This is a genomic window from Bordetella sp. H567 (assembly GCF_001704295.1).
Taxonomy (GTDB): domain Bacteria; phylum Pseudomonadota; class Gammaproteobacteria; order Burkholderiales; family Burkholderiaceae_B; genus Bordetella_C.
The window spans coordinates 4,022,988-4,048,433 of sequence record NZ_CP012334.1; the positions used below are offsets into that span (position 1 = coordinate 4,022,988).

Below are 25,446 nucleotides of genomic sequence, written 5' to 3' on the forward strand. Positions count from 1 at the left end.
CGGCTCTCCGGTATGCGCATAAGCGAAATTCTCCGTGCAGGCTTGGCCTTTGCCGCTTTTTCACTCTTTCTGCATGGCGCCGCCGAGGCGCAGCACGGGGTCCCTCCGCCATCGGCGGCGGTCAGGCCGGCTGTCACACCGGCCGAGGCCCGGCATACCGCCGATATCCTGCGGGACGATGCCAAGCGCGCGGCACTGATCCAAACGCTGGACACCATCGCCGCCGCCGCGCCGGCGGGACCGGCACCGGCGGCCACCACCGCCGGCGGACAGGGATCGTCGGCCACGCCCGCTTCCCTGGCGCCCACCGGCGCCGTTCCCTCGGCCGCCCCCCAAGCTTCCCCGGCGCCGGAGGAAAAATCGAGCATCGTGCCCTTGGAGAGCGACGGGCTGATGGCACGCATGCTTCGCAGCCTGGACCAGTGGATGGATAACTTCGCGGCGCAAATGCGTGAAGCAGCCCAGGCGGCAAAGCAAATTCCCGCCTTGCTCACACACTCACGCGCGGTCGCGACGGATGCGGGACAACGCCTGCTGGCCCTGCTGGCCTTGTCGCTGGCTGCCGCGTTCGCGGCGGGCCTGGTATTGGAGTGGGTGCTGCATCGCGCGCTGCGCCGTCCGCGCAGGGCGCTGGAAGAGCATGCCAATCGGCAGGCGATGCGGCGGCCCACGACGTCGGCACCCCCTGCAACACCGGCGGCCACGCCGGCGGATCCGGCTAGCGATACGGCCCAGGCCGGATTGGCGCCGCCGTCCGAAGGCGTTGCCGTGATCCAGACCCAGCGTGACGGCGTCGATCATGTCGAGACCATCCCGGTCGGCAAACAGAATGCGGCGGGGTCCATTCCTGTCTCGGCGCCCCCACCGTCGCCCGATCCCGACGCGGCGCGCACGCGTGAAGCACGCAATCAGTCATGGCAGCAGAACTCCCGTCACCACTGGCGTACCTTGCGCAACATGCCTTATGCGATCGGTGCGCTCATGCTGCAAGTGCTGCCCATCGCCTTGTTCTTCCTTGGCGCCAGCCTGACACTGCGCTACGTGGCCAGCGACCATCCGCACGTGCGCCAAGCCATCACCGGCTTTATCGCGGCCTACGTCGTGCTGCGGCTGACCATGGCGGTCGTGCGCCTGCTGGTCTCGCCCGCCGGCCAGGGCCTGCGCCTGCTGGACATCAGCCCGGCCACGGCCCACGTCCTGTTGATATGGACGCGCTGGATCGCCGGTCTGGCGTTGTTCGGCATGGCAATCGCCGACACGATTCCCCTGCTGGGCACCGCGCCTGGACTGCGGATGGCCTTCTTGAAAGCGGTGTCCCTGCTGGTCCACCTGAGCGCGGTCGTTCTCGTTTTGAAACTGCGCCGGCCCATACGCCAGGCCGTGCGCGGCGCCCCCGATGCGAGCGGGCCACTGGCCGCCGCGCGCAGCTGGCTGGCCGAGGCATGGGCCGCCATCGCCATCGTGCTGATCATGGGCGTCTGGGTGGTATGGGCCTTGGGCGTGGAGGACGGTTTTCCCAAGCTGATCCACTTCGTCCTGATATCGGCCGCGGTGCTCGTCGTCGCTCGCCTGCTGGCCATCCTGATCCTGGGTAGCCTGGGCCGGCTGTTCTCCACCGGCCCGGACGCCGGGCACGGCGATGACGCCACGGCCGCGCGCGGGTCCGCGCGGCTGTCGGACCGCTACTACCCCTGGACGCGCGGCCTGGTGTCGGTGGTCCTTACGCTATGCACGATCGTCGTGCTGTTCGAATCCTGGGGCATCGACGCGCTGGGCTGGTTCGCCAGCGGATCGCTGGGCCGCAGCCTGGCCTCCGCGGCGCTGACCATCGTCATTGCGATCATCATCGCCATTCTGGTCTGGGAAGCCGTGCAGTACGCGGTGGAGCGCCGACTGGCGCGCTGGACACGCCAGGGCGACGTCGTGCGGGCGGCGCGGCTGCGCACGCTGCTGCCCATGTTGCGCACCGCGCTATTCATCGTCGTGGCCTTGATCGTCGGCCTCACGGCCCTGAACGAAATCGGTATCAACACCACGCCACTGCTGGCTGGCGCCAGCATCGTCGGCGTGGCGCTGGGTTTCGGATCGCAGAAGCTGGTGCAGGACTTCATCACCGGCATTTTCCTGCTGATGGAAAACGCCATGCGGGTCGGCGATTGGGTGACCGTGGCCGGCGTGTCGGGCAGCGTCGAATACCTGTCCATACGCACCGTGCGGCTGCGCGGCGGCGATGGCGCGCTATACATCGTGCCCTTCAGCTCGGTATCCACCGTGAGCAACAGCAATCGCGGCATCGGCAACGCAGCCGTGCGCATCAGCGTCGCCTACGATACCGACATCGATATGGTCGTGCGGGAATTGAAGCAGATCGGCGCCTCGCTGCGCGAGGATCCGAACTTCAAGGATCAGATCTTGAACGACCTCGAAGTGTGGGGCGTGGATTCCGTCGACGGATCCATGGTGACCCTGGTGGGCCAGATGCGCTGCAGCGACAAGGGCCGCTGGGGCGTGCAGCGCGAGATCAACCGGCGCATCCTGGAGCGTTTTCGCGAACTGGGTATCGAGATCGCCAATCCGCGCGCCAGCCTGCTGCTGCCGCCCGACGCCTCGCCACTGGTCGCCCCGGCAAACGAGACGGAAGCGGCGTCCGCGCACGGCCCCGCCCGCGCGGGCAACGGTGCGGGACAGCGCCGTACAAGCTGAGCCCGGCGGTTCTTTATTTGGGGATCAGCGCGGCGGCAGCGCGGTCCATGGGATCCTCGCTGGCCGCCAGCCCGGCCATCACGCCGGCGCGGTCCTCCGTGCTGCGGTTCTGGCTCATCTTGCGCTTGGCGTCGATGCGGGCGATGGGCAGCCTTATCCCGACGATGCCGCGCAGCATCGAGGCGACGTAATCGGGCGGTGCATCCGACACGGACCACGGTTCGTCGCGGGCGGCTTCCTGGCGATCGGTCAGGCCGGAAACCACCTGCAGCAAGCGCTGCGCATCGTCGAAGAATTCCACCGGCCCATATGCATGGACCGCCAGGTAGTTCCAGGTGGGCACCACCTTGCCGTCGCGTGCTTTGCTGGCATACCAGGACGGCGAGACATAGGCATCGGGGCCCATGAAGATGGCCAGTGCCTCGCCTGTTATCGCCGCGCGCCAATGTGGATTGGCCCGCGCCATGTGACCGTACAGCACGCCCTGCTCGCCTTCGTCCGCCGCCAGCAGCATGGGCAAGGGCGTTGCCATCAAGCCGTCCGGCCCGGCCGTTACCAGCTGGATCAGCCGCGCTTCCCGCATGGCGCGATGGATGGTGGACAAATCTTCTTCGCGAAAGGCCGGCGGTACGTACATGATGGGAACTCCCGGGGAATGCGCCATTATCGGGCAATCCTGCCCGGCGTACCGCCCGCGGGTGCGCGGCGGATGACACGGTCAAAGCGCGGCCCGCGTATCCCCGGAGGGCGGCAAGGCCACGCTAGTGCGAGGTTCCCAGAACGCGGTTCACCATATCCACGATGGCGGACAGGTCGAAGGGCTTGGCGATGAAGGCGGTATAGCGGGGGCAGGCATTGACGACGGATTCTTCCGGCATGCCGCTCATGACGATGACGGGCACCTCCTCCAGGTAGGCGTTGTCGCGCATAGCCGTCAGCAGCGAGGCTCCGCCCATGCCGGGCATCATGACATCGGACACGACAAGGTCCGGTTGGATTTCCAGCATCCGTGTCAGGGCCTTCAGGCCGTCGTTCTCTACATATACCGTATGGCCGGCACCACTGAGGGCCTCGTGAACCACTCTCGCCAGGGTGGCCTCGTCGTCCACCACCATGATTTTTGCCATATTCGCTCCGCCGCGCCGTCAAGCGCGTCCGCTATGCCAGCCCGCAGCCATGCGGGATATTGTTGAACCAAAGGACTACGTCCGCAAGCCTCGTGCCTGTCCTGGTGACGCGGGGCGGTACTCAATACCGCTTGCGAGGACGCGTAAGATACTTCTATGAGCTTATGCCGTCAGTATGGTTCCGGCGCTATCTTTTCCTTTCCTTACATCGCACCCGGCGCTCACACCCGCATGATGTATCGCATTCTGGCCGACGCTGTCCTGATCGCGCATATGCTGTTCGTGGCCTGGGTGGTTTTCGGCGGCCTGTCCGTCTTCTGGAAGCGGTGGCTGGCCTGGGTTCATCTACCCGCGCTCGCCTGGGGCGTGGCCGTGGCCGGCATGGGATGGATCTGCCCGCTGACCCCGCTGGAAAATGCGCTGCGAGTCCAGGCGGACCAAACACCCTACGGCGGCGATTTTATCCATCACTACCTGACGGCGCTCATCTATCCGCCCGGATTGAACCGCGTGACGCAGACGCTGCTGGCCGTCCTGCTGCTGGCGGGCAACGCCATCGTTTATGCATTGCTGTACAGACGCCGACGGCGCAAAGCAGGGTGATTGATCGTAAAATCCGCTGCCATGCTTCCCGTTTTCAGGATTCCTCGCGCCGCCTGGGGCACACGCACGCTGCTGTGCCTGCTGCTGCTTGCCGTCAGCTTGCGCGCGATGATTCCGGTGGGATATATGCCGGATACCGCCGCGCTGCGGCAAGGTGTCATGCGCATCGGCCTGTGCACCTCGACAGGCATGGTCACCGTCATGCAGGTCTTGCCGGGCGGGGCCGCGCAAGACTTGCATACGCTCGGGCCGGACACGCACCTGGATCGCGACGGCGCCGTCCATGGCATCGACGGCGGCCCGGATCATGACGGAAGCCACCATGCCGCGGGCGCCGAATGCCCGTTCTGGGCCGCGGCCCATCTGGCCGTGGACCTGCCGCCTGCGGCGATCATGCCCCTGCTGGCCGCCGTTCGCGACCTGCCGGTGCGCTTCACCGCGCCCGCCGCCTTGCCCCCACTGCCGCCCGCCGGTCCGCCGCTGGGTTCGCGCGCGCCACCTTCCGCCTGACCTCGAACGCATCATCCGCGGCCGCGCGACGCGCAAGGCCGCTCGTCCGTTCACAAGACAAGGTGGATCCATCATGTCCTATGCATTTCATCGCGCCGCGTCCGGGCAGGACGGCACGGCCAGGCCGGCCGTCGGCGCCGCGCTCATCGCGCTTATCACACGCCTGCACTTCTACGTCGGCCTGTTCGTGGGGCCCTTCATCCTCGTCGCCGCCGTCACGGGCACGCTGTTCGTGCTTACCCCTCAAATCGAAAACCGGCTCTACGCCGATCAGCTGTACACCGATGCGACGGGGCCCGCACATAGCCTGACCGAGCAGATCGCCGCCGCGCGGGCGGTCGCCGGCCCGCACGCCGCGCTGTTCGCCGTGCGCCCCGCGCCGCGGCCCGGGACCACGACGCGGGTCCTGTTCAAGGCGACCGGGCTGCAGGATTCCGAACATCGCGGCATCTTCGTCGATCCCGTTACGCTGGCGATCAAGGGCGACCTGAACGTCTACGGCACCAGCGGCACGCTGCCCTTGCGCACGACACTCGATACCCTGCACCGCAATCTGCTGCTGGGAGACCGGGGCCGCAACTACAGCGAACTCGCGGCATCCTGGCTGTGGTTTGCCGCCTTGGGCGGCATCATCCTGTGGGCCTACGGCCGTCGCCGCCGCGCACAATTGGCGGCGACCTCCTCCAGCGCCAGACTGCGCCTGCGGCGCCTTCATAGCGTGATCGGGTTATGGATAGCACTGGGCCTGTTCTTCCTGTCCGCCACCGGCCTGACGTGGTCGCGCTGGGCCGGCGGGAATATCAACGTGGTGCGCCAGGAACTCGGTTGGGTCACGCCTTCCGTATCGACAAGCCTGAAGCCGGCCGACGCGGCGCGGCCCGCAAGCGGCGACGTCCACGATGACGGCGACGGCGACGGCGAGCATGCCGCGCACAGCGGCGGTGGGGAGCACATGGGACACATGGCAGGCGCGGGCCGCATGGGAGACGCGGCGTCCATGGTGCATACCGCGCCCGAGATGAGCGGCGCGAACGCCTACGCCGGCCAATTCGACCGGGTCCTCGCCACCGCGCGCGCCGCCGGCATCGATGCGGGCGAAGTGGAAATCCGTCCGCCCCGCAAGGCCGACCAGGCCTGGGCGGTCAACGAAGTCGATCGCTCCTGGCCCACCCAAGTCGATGCCATTGCCATCGACGGCCGCGACCTATCCATCGTGAGCCGGGCCGACTTCGCGACCTTCCCGCTGGTGGCCAAGCTGATTCGCTGGGGCATCGACACCCACATGGGCATCCTGTTCGGCTGGCCCAACCAGCTGCTGATGGCGGCCTTCGGCATCGCCTTGAGCATCATGGTCCTGCTGGGCTACGTGATGTGGTGGCGGCGCCGGCCCGCGCCGGGTTCACCCGTCCTGACGGTGACCCAGGCCTGGGGGCGCCTGTCGGCAATCCCGCGCGGCATCGCGGCCTTGGTGGCCGCCGCGCTGGGATGGAGTCTCCCGCTGATGGGCGCCAGCCTGCTGGCCTTCATGCTGGTCGATGTCCTCCGTTGGCGGCTGGCCGCCCGGCCGCGATCGGGCGCGTACTCGCGGCGACCGGTCTAGTCGAATATCGCCTCTGTGCATGCGCGCCGATCGCGTCCGCAGGCGCGGCGGCAGCGCGCGCCCGTTCGGCCAGGCGCCTAGCGGGGACGCGGCGGCGGCGGCGCCTGGCGCTCGACGTCCTTGAGCACGTCGACGAAGGCACGCAATGCCACCGGGACCAGGCGGTGGCTTGGGTAGTACAGATAATGGCCTTCGAACGGTGGCGTCCAGTCGTCCAGGATCGTGACCAGCTTGCCGCTGTCGAGCGCGGGGCGCGCCGTGTCGTCCCAGACGAAGGCGATGCCCAGTCCCTTGATGGCCGCATCCACCATCAGATCCATGTTGTCCAGCGTGATCGGACCGTTGGCGTCGAACTTGAATTCCTGCCCGTGCCGCTTGAACTCCCAGCGGTACATCTTTCCGCTGGGCAGCCGAAACCGGACGCAGGGATGCCGTGCGAGCTCGTCGGGCGTGCGCGGCGTACCCGCGCGCCGCAGGTAGTCTGGCGATGCCACGCAAAGCAGCCGGCAATCGCCGCCGAAAGGCACGGCCACCATATCGCGCGGCAACGATTCGCCCAGCCGGACGCCGGCGTCGAAGCCTTCGGCCACGATGTCCACCAGCCGCCCTTCCACGACCAGGTCCACATGTATGCCCGGATAGCGTTCCAGGAAGGCAGGCACGATACGGTCCATCAAGGCGCGCGCGGCCGGCTCCGCCGCGTTGATGCGCACGCTGCCCGTCGGCTGCTCGCTCAAGGCGCCGACATCGGCCAAGGCCCGATCGAGGTCGCTCAGCACGGGCGACACATTGTGGAAGAAGCGCGCGCCGGCCTCCGTCGGCGCGACGCTGCGGGTCGTGCGATGGAACAGGCGCAGGCCCAGGCGCTGTTCCAGCGCCCGCATCATATGGCTCAATGTGGAAGCCGACATGCCCAATTCATCGGCGGCGGCGCGGAAACTGGCGTGGCGCACGATCGCGGCGAAGGCGGTGAGTTCGGTCAGGCTGGGACGTTGATTCATGGCGTTTTGCCAGTAGGTCATGCCAATTCTAGGGCATAGACCCAACAATCGGCCATCCCTATACTGCCCGCAGCCGCGCCCTGCCCCTCAATCGCGCCGATCCGGCGCACCGGCGGCGCAGTGCAGCTTGTCCCCCCACACGTCCGCGCACCGCCAGGCCCCAGGGCCTTCGTGGCGTGCCGGCGTGTGCATCATCGGAAGGAACCACCATGCAAACCAAGGCTTTTGCCGCGCACTCCCCCACGACCACGCTGGCCCCATTGACCATCGAGCGGCGCGAGCCCGGCCCCACCGACGTCGCCATCCAGATCCTGTATTGCGGCGTCTGCCATTCGGACCTGCACACCGTGCGGGGCGAATGGGCCGGCGTGCGCTACCCGTCCGTGCCGGGCCACGAAATCGTCGGCCGGGTCAGCGCCATCGGCAAGGACGTGTCGCGCTTCAAGTTGGGCGATCTCGTCGGGGTTGGCTGCATGGTCGATAGCTGCCGCACCTGCCCTTCCTGCCGCGATGGCCTGGAACAGTACTGCGAAGGTCCGCACGGCTTCCAGGGCACCTACAACGGCTGGCTGGACGGCAGCGGCGAGAACACCTACGGCGGCTATTCCGCCGATGTGGTCGTCGATGAATACTTCGTTTTGAAGATCCGGCACGCCCAGGCCGACCTGGCGGCCACCGCGCCGCTGCTGTGCGCCGGCGTCACCACCTGGTCGCCGCTGCGCCACTGGAAGGTTGGCCCCGGCAAGAAGGTCGGCATCGTCGGCATCGGCGGCCTGGGCCACATGGGCATCAAGCTGGCGCACGCGTTGGGCGCGCACGTGGTGGCCTTCACCACCTCGCCCTCCAAGGCCGAGGAAGCCCGCAAGCTGGGCGCCGACGAGGTGGTCGTCTCGCGTGATGCCGATGCAATGGCCGGCCACGCGCGCAGCTTCGACTTCATCCTGAATACGGTCGCCGTCGCGCACGACCTGGACGCCTACACCACGCTGCTGAAACGCGACGGCGCGATGACCCTGGTCGGCGTGCCGGCCACGCCGCATCCGACGCCCAATGTCGGCAACCTGATCATGGGCCGTCGCTCCATCGCCGGCTCGGTGATCGGCGGCATCCCGGAAACCCAGGAAATGCTGGACTTCTGCGCGGAGCACGGCATCACTGCCGATATCGAGATGATCGACATGCAGGACATCGAGAAGGCCTACGCCCGCATGCTGAAAAGCGACGTCAAGTACCGCTTCGTCATCGACATGGCGACGATCTGACGGCGCGGTCCGTACAATAGCCGCGTCGGTCAAACACAAGGAGCAGGCGGCATGGATGCGGAATTCTGGCTGGAACGGTGGCGCGAAGGGCGAACCCATTTTCATCAGACACGCATCTCGCCGCCGCTGGAGCGCTTCTGGCCCACGCTGCAATTCGCCCCGGGCAGCCGCGTGCTCGTTCCCTTGTGCGGTAAATCCCTGGACATGCCGTGGCTCGCCCAGCGCGGCCTGAACGTGCTGGGCGTCGAACTGTCGGCGCTGGCGGTGGAACAGTTCTTCGACGAGAACCGACTGACGCCACAGGTGCGGCGCTCCGCGATGGGCGACCACTACGTGGCCGGCAACATCGAGATCATCCGCGGCGATATCTTCGACGTGGACGCCGAGACGCTGCGCGGCTGCACGGGCGTCTTCGACCGCGCGGCCCTGGTCGCCCTTCCCCGCGACATGCGTCCGCGCTACGTGCAACATGTGTACGGCCAGCTATCCGATCGGTACCAGGGACTGCTCATTACCCTGGACTATCCCCAGCAGGAAATGGACGGCCCGCCCTTTTCGGTGGACGACGAAGAGGTCCAGGCCTTGTACGCCGGCCACTCGGTCGCCGAACTGGTCTACCGCCGCGACATCCTGGACCTGGAACCCAAGTTCCAGAAGGCCGGCGTCAGCAAGCTCGATGCATTGGCGTACCGCCTGCAACGGCGCGCTTGAGGGCTGCCCACCGCATCGCCCGGCGCCCCGCGAGCCCGCCCAAAAAGCCGCTCGCCCTGATCGCTCAACTTGGGCTAATCTGTCCACGACCCGCCTACCTGACCATCATCTGACAGCGGGCCTGCAAACACGCGAGGGAGGGTAGACGCATGGCCACATCCATCGACAAACCGGTGGTCCTGGTGCTCATGGGCGTATCGGGCTGCGGCAAGACCACCGTTGCCGCCATTCTTTCCGGACGGCTGGACTGGCCTTTCGAGGAAGGCGACGCCCTGCATCCCCAATCCAACATCGACAAGATGCACGCCGGACATCCACTGACCGACGAGGATCGCGCGCCCTGGCTGGAGAAAGTCGCGCAGTGGGTCGAGCAATGCCTGGATGCGGGCGAGAACGGCCTGATCACCTGCTCCGCCCTGAAGCGTTCCTATCGGGACATCATCAACCGCCGCGGCCACGGCGTGCAGTTCGTCTATCTGGCCGGGTCCAAGCAAACCATCGCCGCGCGCCTGGCCGCCCGCCACGGCCACTTCATGCCTCCTGCCCTGCTCGACAGCCAGTTCGAGGCGCTGCAGGAGCCGACGGCCGACGAGCCCGCCATCCGCGTGGACATCGGGCCCGCGCCGTCGACCATCGCCAACACCATCATCGACACGCTAGGCTTGAACGCAACCACAGGAAAGAAGGAAAACGAATGAACCTGTCCACTGTGTTGACGTCCCACGACACCCAGGTATTGATCGTCGCGGCCATCGGCATCGTCTTGCTGGTCGTCCTGATCGTCTGGTTGAAACTGCACGCGTTCATCGCGCTGACCATCGGCGCGCTGTTCGTCGGCGTCGGCTCCGGCATTCCCCTGGAGAAAGTGACCAGCTCGTACGAGGCCGGCGTGGGCGGCGTGCTGGGCTACGTCGGCGTCCTTATCGCGCTGGGCGCCATGCTGGGCAAGCTGCTGGCGGATTCAGGCGGCGCGGACCAGGTCGTGGAACGCATCCTGCGCGGCCGGCCCGCCACGCTGCCCTGGAAGATGGCCCTGGTGGCCAGCATCATCGGCATTCCGATGTTCTTCGAGATCGGCCTAGTGCTGCTGATACCGGTCGTCATGCTTGCCGTGCACAAATCGCGCGGACCGGCCATGCGGCTTGGCATCCCCGCCCTGGCGGGCCTTTCCGTGCTGCACGGCTTCATCCCGCCGCATCCCGGCCCCTTGGCGGCCATCGCGATCCTGCATGCCGACGTCGGCGTGACGCTGGCGATCGGCCTGCTGATCGCCATTCCCACCGTCGCGGTCGGCGGCCCGCTGTTCGGCCTGCTTGCCGCGCGCATGGTACCCATCGGCGCGGCCGGCGCGGGGCTGGCGGTCACCGGCTCGGACCGGCGGGCGGAAGGGGCACAGGTCTCCACGGACGAGGCGGATGCCGCGCCGGTGCGCAGCCCTACGTTCGCCGTAACCCTGGTCACGCTGCTGTCGCCCATCGTCCTGATGCTGATCAAGGCCGGCGCCGATATCTGGATGGGCAAGGATGACCCGGTGCGCCATGTCCTGGACTTCATCGGCGATCCGGTGTTTGCCCTGCTGGTCGCGGTCCTGCTGGCCATGGTCACCTTCGGCACCTCGGTCGGCTTCAACATCTCGGTGCTCGGGAAAAAAATCGCCGCCAGCCTGTTGCCAGTCGTGGGCGTGATGCTGATCGTCGGCGCCGGCGGCGGCTTCAAGCAGGCGCTGGTCGACGGCGGGACCGGCGCCGCGATTGCGAAGATCGCGCTGGCCACGGGGTTGTCGACGCTGGTGCTGGGCTGGATCGTCGCGGTATTCATTCGCCTGGCCACGGGCTCCGCCACGGTCGCGACCGTCACGGCCGCGGGCATCGTCGCCCCGCTCGCCACCCACCTGCCGCCGAACCACCTCTCGCTGGTCGTGCTGGCCATCGGCGCCGGCTCGCTGTTCTTTTCCCACGTCAACGACGCCGGCTTCTGGCTGGTCAAGGAATATTTCGGCCTGACCGTGGGACAGACCATCAAGACCTGGTCCTTCATGGAAACCGTGCTGGCCGTGATGGGGCTGATCCTGACCTACGGGCTGTCGCTGGTGATGTAGCGGCGACTGTCCCGGCCGATGGAGGCGCTGCCGCCCGGGATGGGCAGGCAGCCTACGCCAGGCGGCGCCGCGCTCACACTTCCCGCACGAAGGCCGCGAGTTCCTGGTTGAAGCGCTCTGGGTACTCCTGGAACGGCGAATGCCCACACTCCTCGTACCAGGATATCCGCGCATGCGGAATCGCTTCCACGATCATGTGGGCGGCCGCCGGCAGGACGATCGTATCGCGCATGCCCTGCGTCACCAGCGTGGGTACGCGCACCTTGCGCAGTGCCGCGATGGTTTCGGCGGGATCGGTATGCCAGGCCGCCGCCGCGCGCCGCACGGGCATCGGCACGATGGCGTTGTAGCAGAGGGCCCGCTCGTACAGCGCGCGCGCGGGCCGCTTGTAATAGCAGGCATCCAGGAACGAGATGGTCTGCTCGACTTCCTGCGCCACGGTCGGATGACCGCAGGGCTGCGCGGTGGGCGTGGCGGGCCCGGCGGCGCGCGGGTCCTCGATCACGCGCGCTCCGACGAAGTGGATGCCGGCCAGCGCGCCATCGCCGTAGCGCATCAGATACTGCCGCAGGACGCGGCCACCCATGGACCATCCCACCGCGACAGGACGCCGCAGCGCCTTGGCCTGCAGCACGGCCGCGATATCGTCGGCCCAGGCGCTGTGATGCTGGTACGCGGCCGTATCCAGCGGCTTGTCCGCCGCGCCGTGGCCGCGCAGGTCCACCGCGACAATACGGAACTCGCGCGCGAGCGCGCTGGCGATCTGCGGCGCGAAGCACAAATGGCATTGGGCCACCCCATGAACCAGCAGGATCTCCCTGCCCTCCGGGTTGCCCCATTCATAGGCCGCCACCCGTACGCCGCCCGCGCCGGCGATCATCAAGGGCGGCACGTCGGGCACGATCCACGTTCCTTCATGGCCGTCGGCATCGTGGCCGCGCATAGGCAGGGCGTGCGCGTTGCGGTCGCCTGTCTCGGATTCCTGCATATCCATCAGCGTGAGATCTCCTCAAGCGGCCGGCGCAAGGTGCGCGGGCCGAAAACCGCGATGACCAGGATCATCAACACCATCGCGACACCCATGAAGGCCGCGACCCCCGGCGTGCCGCCGACACTGAGGAAGAAGCCGATCAGCAGGCCCACGATGGCCGCGCTGGCGCGCCCCCAGCCGTATACGAAGCCGACGGCGCGGCCACGCAGGCGCGTGGGAAACTGTTCAGCCTGGTAGCTGTGGAAGATAAACGAGAGCCAGTTGTTCGACAAGGTCACGAGCACGCCGAAGACGATCACCGTCACCGGGCTGACTTGCATGGCGAACAGCACCATGAAGCCGCCGATGCCGATACCGGCACAGACGATCTGCCATTTCGGTTCCATCCGGTCGGCAATGAGCAGGCCCAGCAACGGACCGAAGGGGTTGGCGATGGCGATGATGAAGGCGTACTGAAGGCTCTTCGTGATTTCCACGCCCTTGGCGATCAGCAGCGTGGGCACCCAGGCGCTGAATCCATAGAAGCCGATCACGGCCAGCAGGTTGAAGACCGACATCACGATCAGGCGCTTGCGGTGCGGGGGACGCAGCAACTCCACGAAGCGGCCTTGCGATTCGACCCGGGCGGTGCCCGGCACCTGGGCCGGCGGCAGCGGGCGTCCCAGGTCGCGCGTTGCACTGGCCTCGATGTCCCGCATGATGCGCTCGGCGCGCTCTCTTTTGCCATGCATGGCCAGCCAGCGCGGGCTTTCCGGAAGCGCTCGACGCAACCACCACGCGGCCAATGCCCCCACCGACGCGATGATGGCGACCCAGCGCCAGCCATCCAGCCCCAGGGGCTGGCGCGGCACCAGCAGCCAGCCCAGCAAGGCCACCACCGGCACGATCAGGAATTCGATGAACTGGTACAGGGCAAAGGCCCGGCCGCGCGCGTTCGGTGGCACCAGCTCCGGAATGAAGGTATCGATGGTCACCTGCTCCAGCCCCAGGCCGATCGAGGCGATGAAGCGAAACAGGTCGATGCCGCCCGCCGTATGCTGGAACGCCATGATCAGCGTGGCGAGCGAATACCACACCAGGGACACCGTGAAGATCGCGCGCCGCCCGGCTCGGTCGGCGATGAAACCGAAGAAGATGGTACCGACGAACATGCCCGCGAAGGTGCAGAAGACGAAGAAGCCCACGCCGCTCAAGCCGAAGAAGTGCAAAGAACTCGTGGCGAACAACCCGCTCTTGACCAGCCCGGGCGCGATGTAGGCCGTCATGAACAGGTCGTACAGCTCGAAGATCGCCCCGATCGAAATCAGGAAGACGAAGTGCTTGGCCGTTCTGGAATAGGGCAGGCGATCCAGACGCGCCGCGACGTGCAGCGCGTATTCGTCGTCCGACATGGTCGTGGCGGCCGGCGGGGAGGTCGGGGCCAGGGGGGAGGTCGGGGCCGGCGAGTGGCCGGACGCTGGCGCAAGGGCAGCCCCTGGCGCCGCACCCGCGGGGGCGTGCGTATCCATATGCTCTGTCTCCTGATCGTTATTGTGGTGTTGCGTGGCGAATGTTCCAGGAAGCACACAAAGCTACGCAAGCCAAATAAACGCACGGGGCGCATGACAAAAAATCATGGGCCGGCAGGCGGCGCTTACCGCACGGCATCAATAGCACCGCTTTGCCATACACTGGCGCCTTGCCGCACGCCTGTTCAACCGACCACGGAAAACCCATGGAAATCAGTTTGCAAGGACGCACCGCCATCGTGACTGGCGCCAGCAAGGGCCTTGGCCATGCCATCGCGGATCGATTTGTGCAATGCGGCGCGAACGTCGTCATCGCGGCCCGCACGGAAGCGCCCCTGCAAGCGGCTCACGCCACGCTGGCGCAACGCCAGGGCGGACAGGTGCATGCCTGCGCCTGCGACGTGTCCACGGCGCAGGGCGTGCAAAACCTGTACGACAGTGCCATGAAGGGCTTCGGCCGCGTCGACATCATCGTCAACAACGCCGGGACGTCGGCCGCGCGGCCGTTTGGCGACGTGACGGACCAGGACTGGCAGGATGACCTGGACCTGAAGCTCTTCGCCGCCATCCGCCTGACGCGACTGGTCTGGCCGCAGATGAAGGAGCGGCGGTGGGGACGTGTCGTCAATGTCCTGAATATTGGCGCGAAAGCGCCGGGCGCCAAATCGGTGCCGACGTCCGTCTCGCGCGCCGCCGGCATGGCGCTGACCAAGGCCCTGTCGGCCGAAGGGGCGCCCGACAACATCCTGGTCAACGCGCTGCTGGTGGGCAAGATCGAAAGCGACCAATGGGTACGGCGCGCCGACGCGCGTGGCGTTCCCGTCGCCACGGTGCTGCGGGAAATGGCTGCCGGCATTCCGCTCGGACGCGTGGGACGGGCCGACGAATTCGCCGCCGCGGCATGCTTCCTGGCCTCGGACTGGGCCTCCTACATCACCGGCACCGCCATCAACGTGGACGGCGGGGCTTCCCCCGTCGTTTAGGCCACTGCCTGGGCCGCGTTGCCCGGCCACTCCGGCCGGCTTGCCGCGTTTGCCTGAGGGCGGGCTCGGCACTCGCCATTGAGCCATCCCCCTCTTGGCTTAGTCCTCCTGACGGTTACTGCGAGGACACCTCCCGATAGTAATCTGTTGACAATCTTCAGCGGTCCACGGCCTCGCTGATCGAAGGGGCGTTCACGCAAGAACCGGCCATGTAAAGGAGCACGGGTGTCGTTCCTCGAATTGGATGGATTGACCAAACGCTATGGCTCCTTGACGGTCATCAAGGACGTGAACCTGTCGGTCGACAAAGGCAAGCTGGTCTGCCTGCTCGGCCCTTCCGGATGCGGCAAGACGACGACGCTGCGTTTGATCGCCGGGTTCGGCAAGGCCGACGGTGGCGAAATCCGCGTGGGCGGACGGACGATCTCCTCGGCGGAATCGACGGTTCCCCCGGAAGCCCGGAACATGTCGATGATCTTCCAGAGCTACGCGCTCTGGCCCCACATGACGGTGTTCCAGAACGTCGCCTATGGCCTGAAGCTGCGACGCCTGCCCGCCCAGGACCTCGCATCCCGGGTCCGCACCATATTGGCCTCCACGCAGCTCGGCGCGCTGGAAGACCGCTATCCCGGAGAACTGTCCGGGGGACAGCAGCAGCGCGTCTCGCTGGCACGCGCCCTGGTGATCAAGCCCGAGATCCTGCTGCTGGACGAACCGCTGTCCAACCTGGACGCAAACCTGCGCGAAGAGATGCGCTTCGAGATACGCCGCCTGCACGACGAGTTCCGCTACACCACGGTATATGTCACGCACGACCAGGCGGAGGCAATGACCACCGCCGACATTATCGTGGTCATGAACGAAGGTCGCATAGAACAGGTGGGATCGCCCGAGGACATCTATGAGCGGCCGCAAACCGAATTTGTCGCGCGCTTCATCGGCGGGACGAACATCTTGAAGGGCACCCGAGATGCCCAGGACACCGTGCTATGCGACGGCGGTTTCGTCTTGCGGTGCGCCAGCGGAAGTTTCGCCGCCGGTGGCCGGACGGCGGTCTCCGTCAGGCACCATGATGTCCAGCTGTTCCAGACCAAGCCCAAGGACACGACCGCCAACTGGGCAGCGGGCATCGTCAAGCGCCAGATCTACCTCGGATCCCACCGGGATTACCTGGTCACGCTTCGTGGTGGCGAAACGGTGCGCGCCGTCGCGCCAGTCAACGTCGCGATTTCCGTCGGTCAAGAGGTCGGTCTTTACTTCGCACCGGAAAACTGCCGGGCGCTCGCGCAATAACGGAGGAGACAAACATGTGGAACAAGGCAAAAACAGTCGTCGCGCTGCTCGCGGCGGGACTGGCCGCCGCGACCGGCGCCAGGGCGGCACCGCCCGCGCCTTACGACGTCACACCGGAACTGGTGGCGGCCGCCAAGGCAGAAAAAAAGGTCGTTTTCTACACCGCCACCGACGTGGCGGTCGCGGAGAAGATAGCCGCGCAATTCCAGGCCAAGTATCCCGGCGTCACCGTACAGGTGGAACGCTCCGGCTCCGAGCGCGTCTTCCAGCGTATCGGCCAGGAGTACTCGACCGGGATACACAATGTCGACGTCATCGAAACCTCGGATGCGGTGAATTTCGTGTATTTCAAACAGCACGGGTGGCTGCGGCCGCTGGTGCCCAAAGTCGTGGCCGAGAAATGGCCGGCCGCGGATCGCGACGCTGACGGCTATTTCGCCGCCTACCGCGCGCACCTTTCGGTCATGGCGTACAACACCGCGCTCATGACGGAAACGGACGCGCCGAAAACCTGGAAGGACCTGCTGGACCCGCGCTTCAAGGGCAAGATGGTCAAAGGGCACCCCGGCTATAGCGGCACCATCATGACGGCGACCTTCGTGCTCAGCCAGCTGCTGGGCTGGGATTACTTTGAAAAGCTCGGCAAGCAGGATGTGATGCAGGTGCAGTCGTCCACCGAGCCGCCGAAGAAATTGGCGGAAAAGGAAAGAGCCGTCGAAGTGGACGGCAACGAGTACAACATCTTCCGCTTGCAGGAGAAAGGGGTACCGATAAAGATCGTTTATCCGCCCGAGGGCACGCCGATCGCCGTGGGTAATGCGGGAGTGTTGAAGGACGCCCCCCATCCGAATGCCGCCAAGCTCTTCTACGCATTCCTGTTCTCACTGGAAGCGCAGCAGCTCAATAGCGATTTCGGTGGCCTGCGCTCGTTCCACCCGGACGTCAAGGAGAACCCCAACCGCACGCCGCTTTCGAAAATCAAGATATTGAATTCGGACCCCGCGAAGCTGGAGCCGCAGATACAGACGATCAAGTCCAATTACGAAAAATACTTCGGCACCTGATCCGAGCCTTGCTTCGATTCCAGACAGGGGACTGGTATGGGAACCATGACCAGCATCACACTCGCGCACAAGCCGCCGTCGCGCCGCATCGATTTCTCGGTGCTCACCTTTGTCGTGCTCGCGCTGGTGCTGGGCGTGCTGGTCATTCTTCCCCTGTTCTGGCTGCTCTACTACGCGTTCCGCGGCGATAGCGGGGAGCTCACATTCCAGAACCTGGCCGCGCTCTTCTCCGACGCCAGCCTGTTCACCGCCTATAAGCGGACCATAGGCATGGCGCTGGGCGTGGCCGTCCTGGCATGCCTGATTGCCACGCCGATGGCCTGGCTGGTCGCACGCACCGATCTACCGTGCCGCCGCCAGATCCGCATGCTTGTTACCGCCTCGTTCGTCACGCCGCCCTTTCTGGGGGCCATCGCCTACGAAATCCTGGCTGCACCCAATAGCGGGCTCGTCAATGTCGCCTACCGTGCCCTCTTTGGCCTGGCACGCACCGATCGGCTGGTCAATATCTACACGTTTACCGGCATTGTCTTCGCCATCGCCTGCTTCACTTTCCCTTATGTGTTTACGCTTGTCGCCAATGCGCTGGACAAGGTCCCGTCCGACCTCGAGGATGCCTCGTCCATCCTGGGCGGCAAGCCGATAACGACGCTGCGCAAGGTGACCATCCCGCTCGTGTTGCCCGCGATGCTCGCGGGCATGCTGATCGCCCTGCTCCAATCGCTGACGATGTTCGGCTCGCCCGCGATCCTTGCGTTGCCGGCCGGCTTTCACGTCGTCACGACGAAGATCTGGAGCTTTTTCCAGTTTCCCGCCCGGCTTGGCCTGGCCGCGGCGGCCTCCATCCCCTTGTTGCTGATCACGGTAGGATTGCTCCGTGCTCAGAAGGCGATACTGGGCGCCAAGGGGTATACGGTGCTGGGCGGCAAGAGCGGCACGCCCCGTGTCACGGAGCTGGGCCGCTGGAAATGGGCGGCGCTTGCCTTCGTTTTCGCGGTGCTGTGCCTGACGGTTTTCCTGCCCTATGCCGCCCTGCTGAAGGTGTCCTTCACCAAAACCGTGGGCGACCCCGTCAACCTGAGCACGCTGACGCTAAGCCATTGGCATTTCGTGCTGTTCGAGTTCTCCGCGACCCGGCTCGCCCTGAGCAATACCCTGATCCTCGGCTTGCTGAGCGCCACGGCGGTGACCGCCCTGGCCCTGGTGGTGTCGTACCTAGCCGCGCGCAGGGCGATATGGGGAACGCAAATCCTGGGCATGCTGGCGACCGCGCCGGTCGCGATCCCCGGCATCGTGCTGGGCGTGGGGCTTTTCCTGAGCTATGCCAACCCCACGTTCCAGCTTTACGGCACGCTGTGGATCCTGCTGATCGCCTTCGTCACCATCGAATTGCCCGCCGGCTACCAGCAGATATCGTCGGCGTTCACGGGGGTGCACCCGGAACTTGAAGAGGCCAGCCGCATACTGGGCGCGTCGCGACTGCGGGCCTTGTGGCAGATCACCGCACCGCTGCTGCGGACCAGCGTGATCGCCACCTGGTGCTTTGTGTTCGTCGGCACGATCCGCGAATTGTCCGCCACCATTCTACTGACGACGGCCAACACCAAACTGGTGTCGGTCATCATCTACGACCTTAACGAGAGCGGCGATCTCGGCGCCATCTGCGTGCTCGGCATCCTTCTTCTGGTGGCCTCATTCGCCGTCGTTTTTCTTGCCAATGCCCTTCCCATACTCGGGGGATCCCAAACCGCCCACCGCAGCTGAAGCGGCCCGGCAGCCCTGCACCCCCCCTATCGGCAACGCTTCCCGCCGCCTCCGGCCCACTCACAGTCCTCCACGATGTCGGATCTTCCGAACCCATCTTCCAGCGTCTCCGCGATCAACTTTCTGCGCACCAAGTCGCTGACCAACGTGGTGCAGGCCGAAATCGAGCGCATGATCATCGACGGCGAGTTCCAGCCCAACGAGCGCGTCAATGAAAACAGCTTATCGCATCGGCTCGGCGTCAGCCGCGGGCCCATTCGTGAAGCGTGTAGCGCCCTCGCCGCGATGGGACTGATCGAAATCATTCCCAACCGCGGTTTTTTCATCCGGGCGCTGTCGAACGAAGAGGCCCAGGACCTGTCCGTGGCGCGTGCCGGCATTTTCGGCTGCATGGCCATGATGCTCGCCGAAAGCGTCAGCCCCGCGCAAATCGCAATCCTGCGGGCGCTGCTCGCGCGCATGGATGAGATCGCCGTGCTCGGCGACGTTCATATCTACTATCCGGTCAATCTCGAATTCCACAAGCAGATCGCCTTGATGGCAGGCAACAACCGGCTCAGCGCGATCTACCAGAGTCTCGTGCGCGAATTGCATATCCAGCGCTATCGCGCACTCTCCAGCCCCGATGTCCTGCACGTCTCCAATGCCGAGCATCGTGAAATCGTCGACGCGCTGGAGGCTGGGGACCCTGTTCGCACCCTGATCGCCGCACGCTTGCACATCGTCAACGGCATTGTCCGGACCCAAAACGCCGGACAGCCGGGCCAGGCCGGCTGTCGATAGGCTCCACCCACACCCACGACACACTCAACGCGAGGACAGACATGGACAAGCATCAAGCATCGGACGTGGAACTGACGAGATACGTCGCCGAGTTCGTCGTGAACACCCGCGCGAACGATCTTCCCGCGGACGTCATCGAATTGGGGAAAAAGTCCATCCTCGATGGCCTGGGCTTGGCCCTTTCGGGGTCGGTATCCAAAACCGGTGACCTGGTGCGGCGTCATCTGGACGAGCTGAACCTCGGTGCCGGCGCGGCGACCCTCATCGGGGGCGGACGCAAGGTCGCCCCTCGCTTCGCCGCTTTCGCCAACGGCGTCGGTATCCATGCGGACGACTATGACGACACCCAGCTCGCCGTGGCCAAGGACCGGGTGTACGGCCTGTTGACGCACCCCACCGCGCCCGCGCTACCGGCTGCGCTCGCCGTCGCCGAGCTCGTCAATGCGCCGGGCCGGGAACTGATGCTGGCTTATCAGCTGGGCGTCGAAGTGGAATGCAAGATCGCCGAAGCGATCGCCCCGCGCCACTATCAAACCGGGTTCCATGCCACGGGCACCTGCGGCACCTTCGCCGGCGCGGTGGCCGGCGCCAAACTGCTGGCTCTCGATGTCGCCACGACGCGGCGCGCCTTGTCGATGGCGGGTAGCCAGTCGGCGGGCCTGCGCGAGAATTTCGGCACGATGACCAAGCCTTTCCATGCTGGCCGCGCATCCGAAAGCGGCGTCGTCGCGGCCCAGTTCGCCTCTTACGGCTGGACGGCCGCGCCGCGCATACTCGAAGCGCCGCGCGGCTTCTTTTCCGCGGCGGGAGGCGGCTACGATCCGGCCGCCATCTTCGGCAAACTGGGCGCGCCGTGGACCCTGTTCGATCCCGGTGTGTCGATCAAGCCCCACCCCTCCGGCTCGTTGACGCACCCCGGCATGACCGAGATGCTGCGTCTTATCCAGGCCAACGGTATCCATGCCAAGGACGTCAGGCACGTGCGCGTGGGCACCAACTCCAACATGCCGAACGCCTTGATACATCATCGTCCGAAAGACGAGCTGCAGGCAAAATTTTCCATGGAGTTCTGCATCGCCATCCTGCTGCTGGAGGGCCGCGCGGGCCTCAACGAGTTCACCGACGCCGCCGTCGAACGGGAGGACGTCAAGGCCATGATCGAAAAGGTGGATTTCGTTATCGATGACGTGGCCGAGGCCGCGGGCTATCACCTGATGACGACGCTGATCGATATCGACCTCGCCGACGGCCGCCGCATATCCGGGCGCGCCGATTTCGGCAAGGGCAGTCCGGCCATGCCAATGAGCTACGACGAGGTCGCCCGCAAGTTCCACGAAAACGCCGAATTCGCCGGCATGGACAGGAATACCGCCTCCGAAATCGTCGAGCTGGTGAGCGGACTGGAAAAGCTCGATTCGATGGAGCCGTTGACACGCCGCTTGATCCGTATCGCCTGAGCGAACCCCTGAACCTCCAAAGGTCTATCCATGCAAAATCCATTGGTGATCGGCATTCTGAACGGCGACGACATCGGACATGAAATCGTGCCTGCTGCTGTCGAGGTGACTCGCGCCGCGGCGGCCAAAACCGGCCTGCTCATCGACTGGCGGCCCATGCCCATCGGCCGCACGGCGCTTGAGGCGCAGGGCTCGACATTCCCGGACGGCACGCTGGAGGCGGTCTCCGGCATGGACGGCTTCATCCTCGGCCCCATAGGCCATCAGGCCTACCCCAAGGTTCCCGGCGCGATCAATCCCCACCCCATCCTGCGCAAGCGTCTGAACCTGTTCGCCAACATCAGGCCCACACGCTCCTATCCCGGCCTGGGTGCCATCCATGACGATATCGATCTCGTGATCGTGCGGGAGAACAACGAGGGTTTCCAGCCGGACCGCAACGTCGTGGCCGGGTCGGGGGAGTTCCGGCCGACCGACGATGTGACGATCTCCGTGCGCGTCATCACGCGTCTTGGCTCGGCCCGTGTCGCGCGCGTCGCGCTGGAGATCGCCCGGCAACGGCGGAAACGACTGACGCTGGTCCACAAGGACACCGTGTTCAAGCTGGGCTGTGGCATGTTCGTCGAGGAATGCCGCCGCGTCGCGCGCGAATTCCCGGACGTCGCGGTGGACGAGGTCATCGTGGACACCATGGCCATGCGCCTGGTTCGCGATCCCCAGACTTTCGACGTGGTGGTCACCACCAACATGTTCGGCGACATACTGACCGACGAAGCAGCGGGCCTGGTGGGCGGCCTGGGCATGGCGCCGGGGCTGTGCATCGGCGACGGCAGCCTGGCAATGGCCCAGGCCACCCACGGCTCGGCGCCCGATATCGCGGGCAAGGGCATCGCGAATCCCTACGCGATGATCGAATCCACGCGGATGATGATCGAGTGGCTGGGCCACAATCGCGGTGTCGAGCAGGCGGTCAAGGCGGCCGCGCTGATGGAGGGCGCGATCACCGCCGCACTCGCGGATCCCGCCACCCGCACGCGGGATATAAAGGGCAGCGGCAATACCAGGGATATGACGCGCGGCATCGTTGCGGCGATCGAAGCGGCCTGAGCAGGACGAATCGGCGGGTCGCCGATTCAGATCACATCATCCTTCGCAACTTCCCCAGGCAAGGACATCATGAGCCATCCACTACCGATCATCGCCCTGACGCCCGGAGACTGCACCGGCATCGGACCCGAACAGGTCGCACGCATTCTGCACGACCGCCGCATGGCGGACACCGCGCGCATCGTCGTGGTGGGCGATGCGCGCGTCCTGGACCTTGGCATGCGCCAGGCCGGCGTGTCCTTCGAATACCGGCGCTACGATAAGCCGGCCTCGATAGACTGGTCGCACAATTCGATTGCGCTGGTCGATCTGGCCAACACCGACCCGGCCCGCTACCCGCCCGGCGTCGGCAGCGCGGAGTCGGGCCGACTGACCGGCGAAACGCTATCGCGCGCCATCGATTTCGCGAAGGCGGGCGAGGTCCACGCGATCACCTTCGCACCGCTGAACAAGCGCGCCATGTATGACGGCGGCTGGAAGTTCCCGGACGAGCACAAGATGTTCGCGCATCTGCTGGGACATCAAGGCTATTTCAGCGAGATGAACGTGCTCGGCAATCAGTGGATGTCTCGCGTGACGTCGCATATTGCCCTGCGCCAGGCGCTGGACCAGATCACACGCGAAGCCGTCGAAGAGGCTATCGTGCTGTCGGACAGCATGATGAGAAAAGCCGGCATTGCCGCCCCCCGGATCGCCGTCGCGGCGCTCAATCCACATGGCGGCGAAGGCGGCCTTTTCGGCACGGAGGAAATCGACATCATCGGTCCCGCCGTGGCCGCCATGGCTGCCCGGGGCATCGCCTGCTCGGGCCCATTCCCCTCGGATACGGTCTACCTGAAAGCCTTCGCCGGCGAGTATGACGGGGTGGTTTCGATGTATCATGACCAAGGGCAGATCGCCACGAAAATGCAGGGCTTCAATCGCGGCGTCACGATCACGGCCGGCCTGGACACGGTCTTCACGACCCCCGCGCACGGCACCGCTTTCGACATCGCCGGCAAGGGCGTCGCGAATACGGGCGCGATCGAGGCCGCGCTGACCCTGGCAAGCCGATTGGCGGCTCGGGCATAAGCGTCCCACGCCGGCGCAAGCTTGTGGCCCGGATCCGTTCGGCGGTTCGCGGCGCCATTATTTCCCGCGCGCGGCGCCCTCATACGCTGTTCAATGCGCCGCCGACGCATCTGCGCCGGCACCGCCCTTGGCGGGCCGCGTGATCCAGATCAGCGGGATGATCAACAGGAAGATGGCGGCCGACACATAGAAGATATCGTTCAATCCCATCATGGCCGCCTGCGCGTTCAACATCGCGTCGAACAATGCGTTCGACGCGCCGGTATTCAGGTGCAGCAGCGCGCGTATCGAATCGATCTGTTGGGTGAACACCGGGTTGGTGGAGGTGGCCACCTCGGTCAAGCGTTCATGATGCATGACGGTCCGGTTGTTCCATACCGTTCCCGCGATGGACGTGCCAACCGCGCCGCAGAACACCCGCACGAAGTTCGACAGCCCCGCCGCCGCCGGTATCCGGTGCGGAGGCTGGCCCGACAGGATGATCGCGGTCAGCGGCACGAAGAACAGGGCCATGGGAATGCCTTGCAGCAGCGTCGGCCACACCAGGTGCCAGGTATCGATTTGGGTGACGTAGTTCGAGCGCATGTAGAACACGACGGCGAAGCAGAGGAAGGCCACCGTGGCGATGATGCGGGCATCCGACCGCGGCAGCAGCTTGCCCAGCACGGGCGACAGCAGCAGCGCGAAAATACCCAGCGGCGCCATCACCAACCCGGCATCGACGGACCGGTAGTTCAGGTATTCCTGCATCCATTGCGGCAGCAGCACCAGGTTGCCGAAGAACACGCCATAGGCGATGGAGATCGCGATCGTGCCGCCGCTGAAATTGCGCTGGCCGAACAGCCGCAGGTCGACGATGGGATGGTCTTCCGTCAGTTCCCAGATCAGGAAAAACGTAAAGCTGACGAAAGCCGTGACCGCAAGCCCCACGATCAACGGAGAATTGAACCAGTCCAGGTCGCGGCCCTTGTCCAGCATGATCTGCAGCGCCGCTACCCAGGTGACCAGCAGAACCAGGCCTACCAGGTCGATGGGCAGCTTGCGCGTCGGCGTCTCCCGGTGGCGATAGATGCTCCAGGTCACCAGGGCGGCGAAGATGCCGACCGGGATATTGATGTAGAAAATCCACGACCAGTTGTAGCTGTCGGTGATCCAGCCGCCTAGCGAAGGTCCGGCGATCGGGCCCACGGTGGCGGTCATGGCCCACAGCGCCAGCGCCATGGAGCTTTTCTCCTTGGGATAGGAGCCCAGCAGGATCGCCTGCGACATCGGGATGAGCGGCCCCGCGACGGCGCCCTGCAGCACGCGTGCGAACAAGAGCACCGGCAGGCTGGGCGCGATGCCGCAGAGCCAGGATGCCAGGGTGAACAGCGCGATCGCGCCGACGAACAGCCGGATCTGGCCCACCCGCTGGGTCAACCAGCCCGTCATGGGAATGGATACCGCGTTGGACGCGGCGAACACCGTGATGACCCAGGTGCCTTCGTCGACGGACACGCCCATGTTGCCGGATATCGTCGGAATCGCCACATTGGCGATCGACGTATCGAGCACGTTCATGAAGGTCGCCAGCGCCACGGCGACCGTCGCCAGGATGAGTTGCCCCCCATGCAAGGGCGGCAAAGGGGAAGGAGTTTGCTGAGTGGCCATGAGACTGCCTTTGGATACCTGCTCCTAGGGTCTCATGGCGACCTGAATGCAAGCTGAGCGCCCCTGGGACGCATCTCCGTCCCCAAAGGGCATGACCTCGCGATCCGCCTGGGTTACGATGTCGCCGCCATCAAACCGCGTCATCTGAGGGGAATCGACG

The 25,446-nt window shown here is 65.7% G+C and carries 22 protein-coding genes; 16 read left to right on the plus strand and 6 right to left on the minus strand.

What is annotated here, in order from left to right; translation table 11 throughout:
* Positions 1-12 precede the first annotated feature (12 nt).
* The gene (locus AKI39_RS18055; protein ID WP_066639101.1) at positions 13-2,703 is read left to right on the plus strand and encodes a mechanosensitive ion channel domain-containing protein; all 2,691 of its coding nucleotides are present in this window, start codon (positions 13-15) and stop codon (positions 2,701-2,703) included.
* 13 nt (positions 2,704-2,716) lie between these two features.
* On the opposite strand, the gene AKI39_RS18060 is transcribed toward AKI39_RS18055, so the two are convergent.
* Positions 2,717-3,340 (minus strand): FMN-binding negative transcriptional regulator, encoded by a 624-nt coding sequence (locus AKI39_RS18060; protein WP_066643276.1) that lies wholly within the window; start codon positions 3,338-3,340, stop codon positions 2,717-2,719.
* A gap of 124 nt (positions 3,341-3,464) precedes the next feature.
* Complete coding sequence (locus tag AKI39_RS18065) at positions 3,465-3,830, minus strand: response regulator (protein ID WP_066639104.1); 366 nt, start codon at positions 3,828-3,830, stop codon at positions 3,465-3,467.
* A gap of 231 nt (positions 3,831-4,061) precedes the next feature.
* Here AKI39_RS18065 and AKI39_RS18070 point away from each other — a divergent pair, with 231 nt between their 5' ends.
* The 3 genes from AKI39_RS18070 to AKI39_RS18080 all read left to right on the plus strand — a co-directional run bounded on the left by AKI39_RS18070 (position 4,062) and on the right by AKI39_RS18080 (position 6,543).
* Positions 4,062-4,433 carry a DUF2784 domain-containing protein gene (locus tag AKI39_RS18070; RefSeq protein WP_066639106.1) on the plus strand — a complete coding sequence of 124 codons (372 nt, stop codon included), beginning with the start codon at positions 4,062-4,064 and terminating at the stop codon, positions 4,431-4,433.
* A 21-nt stretch (positions 4,434-4,454) separates the two neighbouring features.
* Positions 4,455-4,943 carry a DUF2946 family protein gene (locus AKI39_RS18075; RefSeq protein WP_066639107.1) on the plus strand — a complete coding sequence of 163 codons (489 nt, stop codon included), beginning with the start codon at positions 4,455-4,457 and terminating at the stop codon, positions 4,941-4,943.
* A gap of 73 nt (positions 4,944-5,016) precedes the next feature.
* Complete coding sequence (locus AKI39_RS18080; RefSeq protein WP_066639108.1) at positions 5,017-6,543, plus strand: PepSY-associated TM helix domain-containing protein; 1,527 nt, start codon at positions 5,017-5,019, stop codon at positions 6,541-6,543.
* A 77-nt stretch (positions 6,544-6,620) separates the two neighbouring features.
* Here the strand turns inward: AKI39_RS18080 and AKI39_RS18085 are convergent, their stop codons facing one another.
* The gene (locus AKI39_RS18085; RefSeq protein WP_066639109.1) at positions 6,621-7,544 is read right to left on the minus strand and encodes a LysR family transcriptional regulator; all 924 of its coding nucleotides are present in this window, start codon (positions 7,542-7,544) and stop codon (positions 6,621-6,623) included.
* A gap of 209 nt (positions 7,545-7,753) precedes the next feature.
* Between AKI39_RS18085 and AKI39_RS18090 the strand changes: the two genes are divergently transcribed.
* From AKI39_RS18090 to AKI39_RS18105, 4 genes are all read left to right on the plus strand, one after another.
* A complete protein-coding gene (locus AKI39_RS18090) occupies positions 7,754-8,806 on the plus strand; it encodes an NAD(P)-dependent alcohol dehydrogenase (RefSeq protein ID WP_066639111.1) in 1,053 nt (350 codons plus the stop codon).
* A 51-nt stretch (positions 8,807-8,857) separates the two neighbouring features.
* On the plus strand, positions 8,858-9,517 hold the full coding sequence (locus tag AKI39_RS18095; RefSeq protein ID WP_066639114.1) for a thiopurine S-methyltransferase: 660 nt from the start codon (positions 8,858-8,860) through the stop codon (positions 9,515-9,517).
* A gap of 149 nt (positions 9,518-9,666) precedes the next feature.
* Positions 9,667-10,215, plus strand: a complete 549-nt coding sequence (locus AKI39_RS18100) for a gluconokinase (protein WP_066639116.1) — start codon at positions 9,667-9,669, stop codon at positions 10,213-10,215.
* Positions 10,212-11,615, plus strand: coding sequence for a GntT/GntP/DsdX family permease (locus AKI39_RS18105; protein ID WP_066639121.1), 1,404 nt, complete (start codon positions 10,212-10,214; stop codon positions 11,613-11,615). Before AKI39_RS18100 ends, AKI39_RS18105 begins: the two co-directional genes overlap by 4 nt.
* Before the next feature lie 73 nt (positions 11,616-11,688).
* Here the strand turns inward: AKI39_RS18105 and AKI39_RS18110 are convergent, their stop codons facing one another.
* Both AKI39_RS18110 and AKI39_RS18115 read right to left on the minus strand, forming a co-directional pair.
* On the minus strand, positions 11,689-12,609 hold the full coding sequence (locus AKI39_RS18110) for an alpha/beta fold hydrolase (protein ID WP_083228917.1): 921 nt from the start codon (positions 12,607-12,609) through the stop codon (positions 11,689-11,691).
* A complete protein-coding gene (locus AKI39_RS18115) occupies positions 12,609-13,997 on the minus strand; it encodes an MFS transporter (RefSeq protein ID WP_066639123.1) in 1,389 nt (462 codons plus the stop codon). The genes AKI39_RS18110 and AKI39_RS18115 overlap by 1 nt, the downstream gene beginning before the upstream one ends.
* A 323-nt stretch (positions 13,998-14,320) precedes the next feature.
* Here AKI39_RS18115 and AKI39_RS18120 point away from each other — a divergent pair, with 323 nt between their 5' ends.
* The 8 genes from AKI39_RS18120 to AKI39_RS18155 all read left to right on the plus strand — a co-directional run bounded on the left by AKI39_RS18120 (position 14,321) and on the right by AKI39_RS18155 (position 23,636).
* Positions 14,321-15,097, plus strand: coding sequence for an SDR family oxidoreductase (locus tag AKI39_RS18120; protein WP_066639125.1), 777 nt, complete (start codon positions 14,321-14,323; stop codon positions 15,095-15,097).
* A 225-nt stretch (positions 15,098-15,322) separates the two neighbouring features.
* Positions 15,323-16,390: an ABC transporter ATP-binding protein gene (locus AKI39_RS18125; RefSeq protein ID WP_066639127.1), complete on the plus strand. Its 1,068-nt coding sequence runs from the start codon at positions 15,323-15,325 to the stop codon at positions 16,388-16,390.
* Between the two features lie 14 nt (positions 16,391-16,404).
* Entirely contained in the window at positions 16,405-17,454 is a 1,050-nt protein-coding gene (locus AKI39_RS18130) for an extracellular solute-binding protein (RefSeq protein WP_066639129.1), read from the plus strand.
* A gap of 45 nt (positions 17,455-17,499) precedes the next feature.
* Entirely contained in the window at positions 17,500-19,218 is a 1,719-nt protein-coding gene (locus tag AKI39_RS18135) for an ABC transporter permease (RefSeq protein ID WP_066643281.1), read from the plus strand.
* Between the two features lie 75 nt (positions 19,219-19,293).
* Positions 19,294-20,001 carry an FCD domain-containing protein gene (locus AKI39_RS18140; protein WP_066639131.1) on the plus strand — a complete coding sequence of 236 codons (708 nt, stop codon included), beginning with the start codon at positions 19,294-19,296 and terminating at the stop codon, positions 19,999-20,001.
* Between the two features lie 41 nt (positions 20,002-20,042).
* Positions 20,043-21,458: an MmgE/PrpD family protein gene (locus AKI39_RS18145; protein WP_066639133.1), complete on the plus strand. Its 1,416-nt coding sequence runs from the start codon at positions 20,043-20,045 to the stop codon at positions 21,456-21,458.
* Between the two features lie 30 nt (positions 21,459-21,488).
* On the plus strand, positions 21,489-22,565 hold the full coding sequence (locus AKI39_RS18150) for an isocitrate/isopropylmalate dehydrogenase family protein (RefSeq protein ID WP_066639135.1): 1,077 nt from the start codon (positions 21,489-21,491) through the stop codon (positions 22,563-22,565).
* 69 nt (positions 22,566-22,634) lie between these two features.
* Positions 22,635-23,636, plus strand: a complete 1,002-nt coding sequence (locus AKI39_RS18155) for a PdxA family dehydrogenase (RefSeq protein WP_201258514.1) — start codon at positions 22,635-22,637, stop codon at positions 23,634-23,636.
* A 90-nt stretch (positions 23,637-23,726) separates the two neighbouring features.
* On the opposite strand, the gene AKI39_RS18160 is transcribed toward AKI39_RS18155, so the two are convergent.
* Positions 23,727-25,286: a DHA2 family efflux MFS transporter permease subunit gene (locus AKI39_RS18160; RefSeq protein ID WP_066639141.1), complete on the minus strand. Its 1,560-nt coding sequence runs from the start codon at positions 25,284-25,286 to the stop codon at positions 23,727-23,729.
* Positions 25,287-25,446 lie beyond the last annotated feature (160 nt).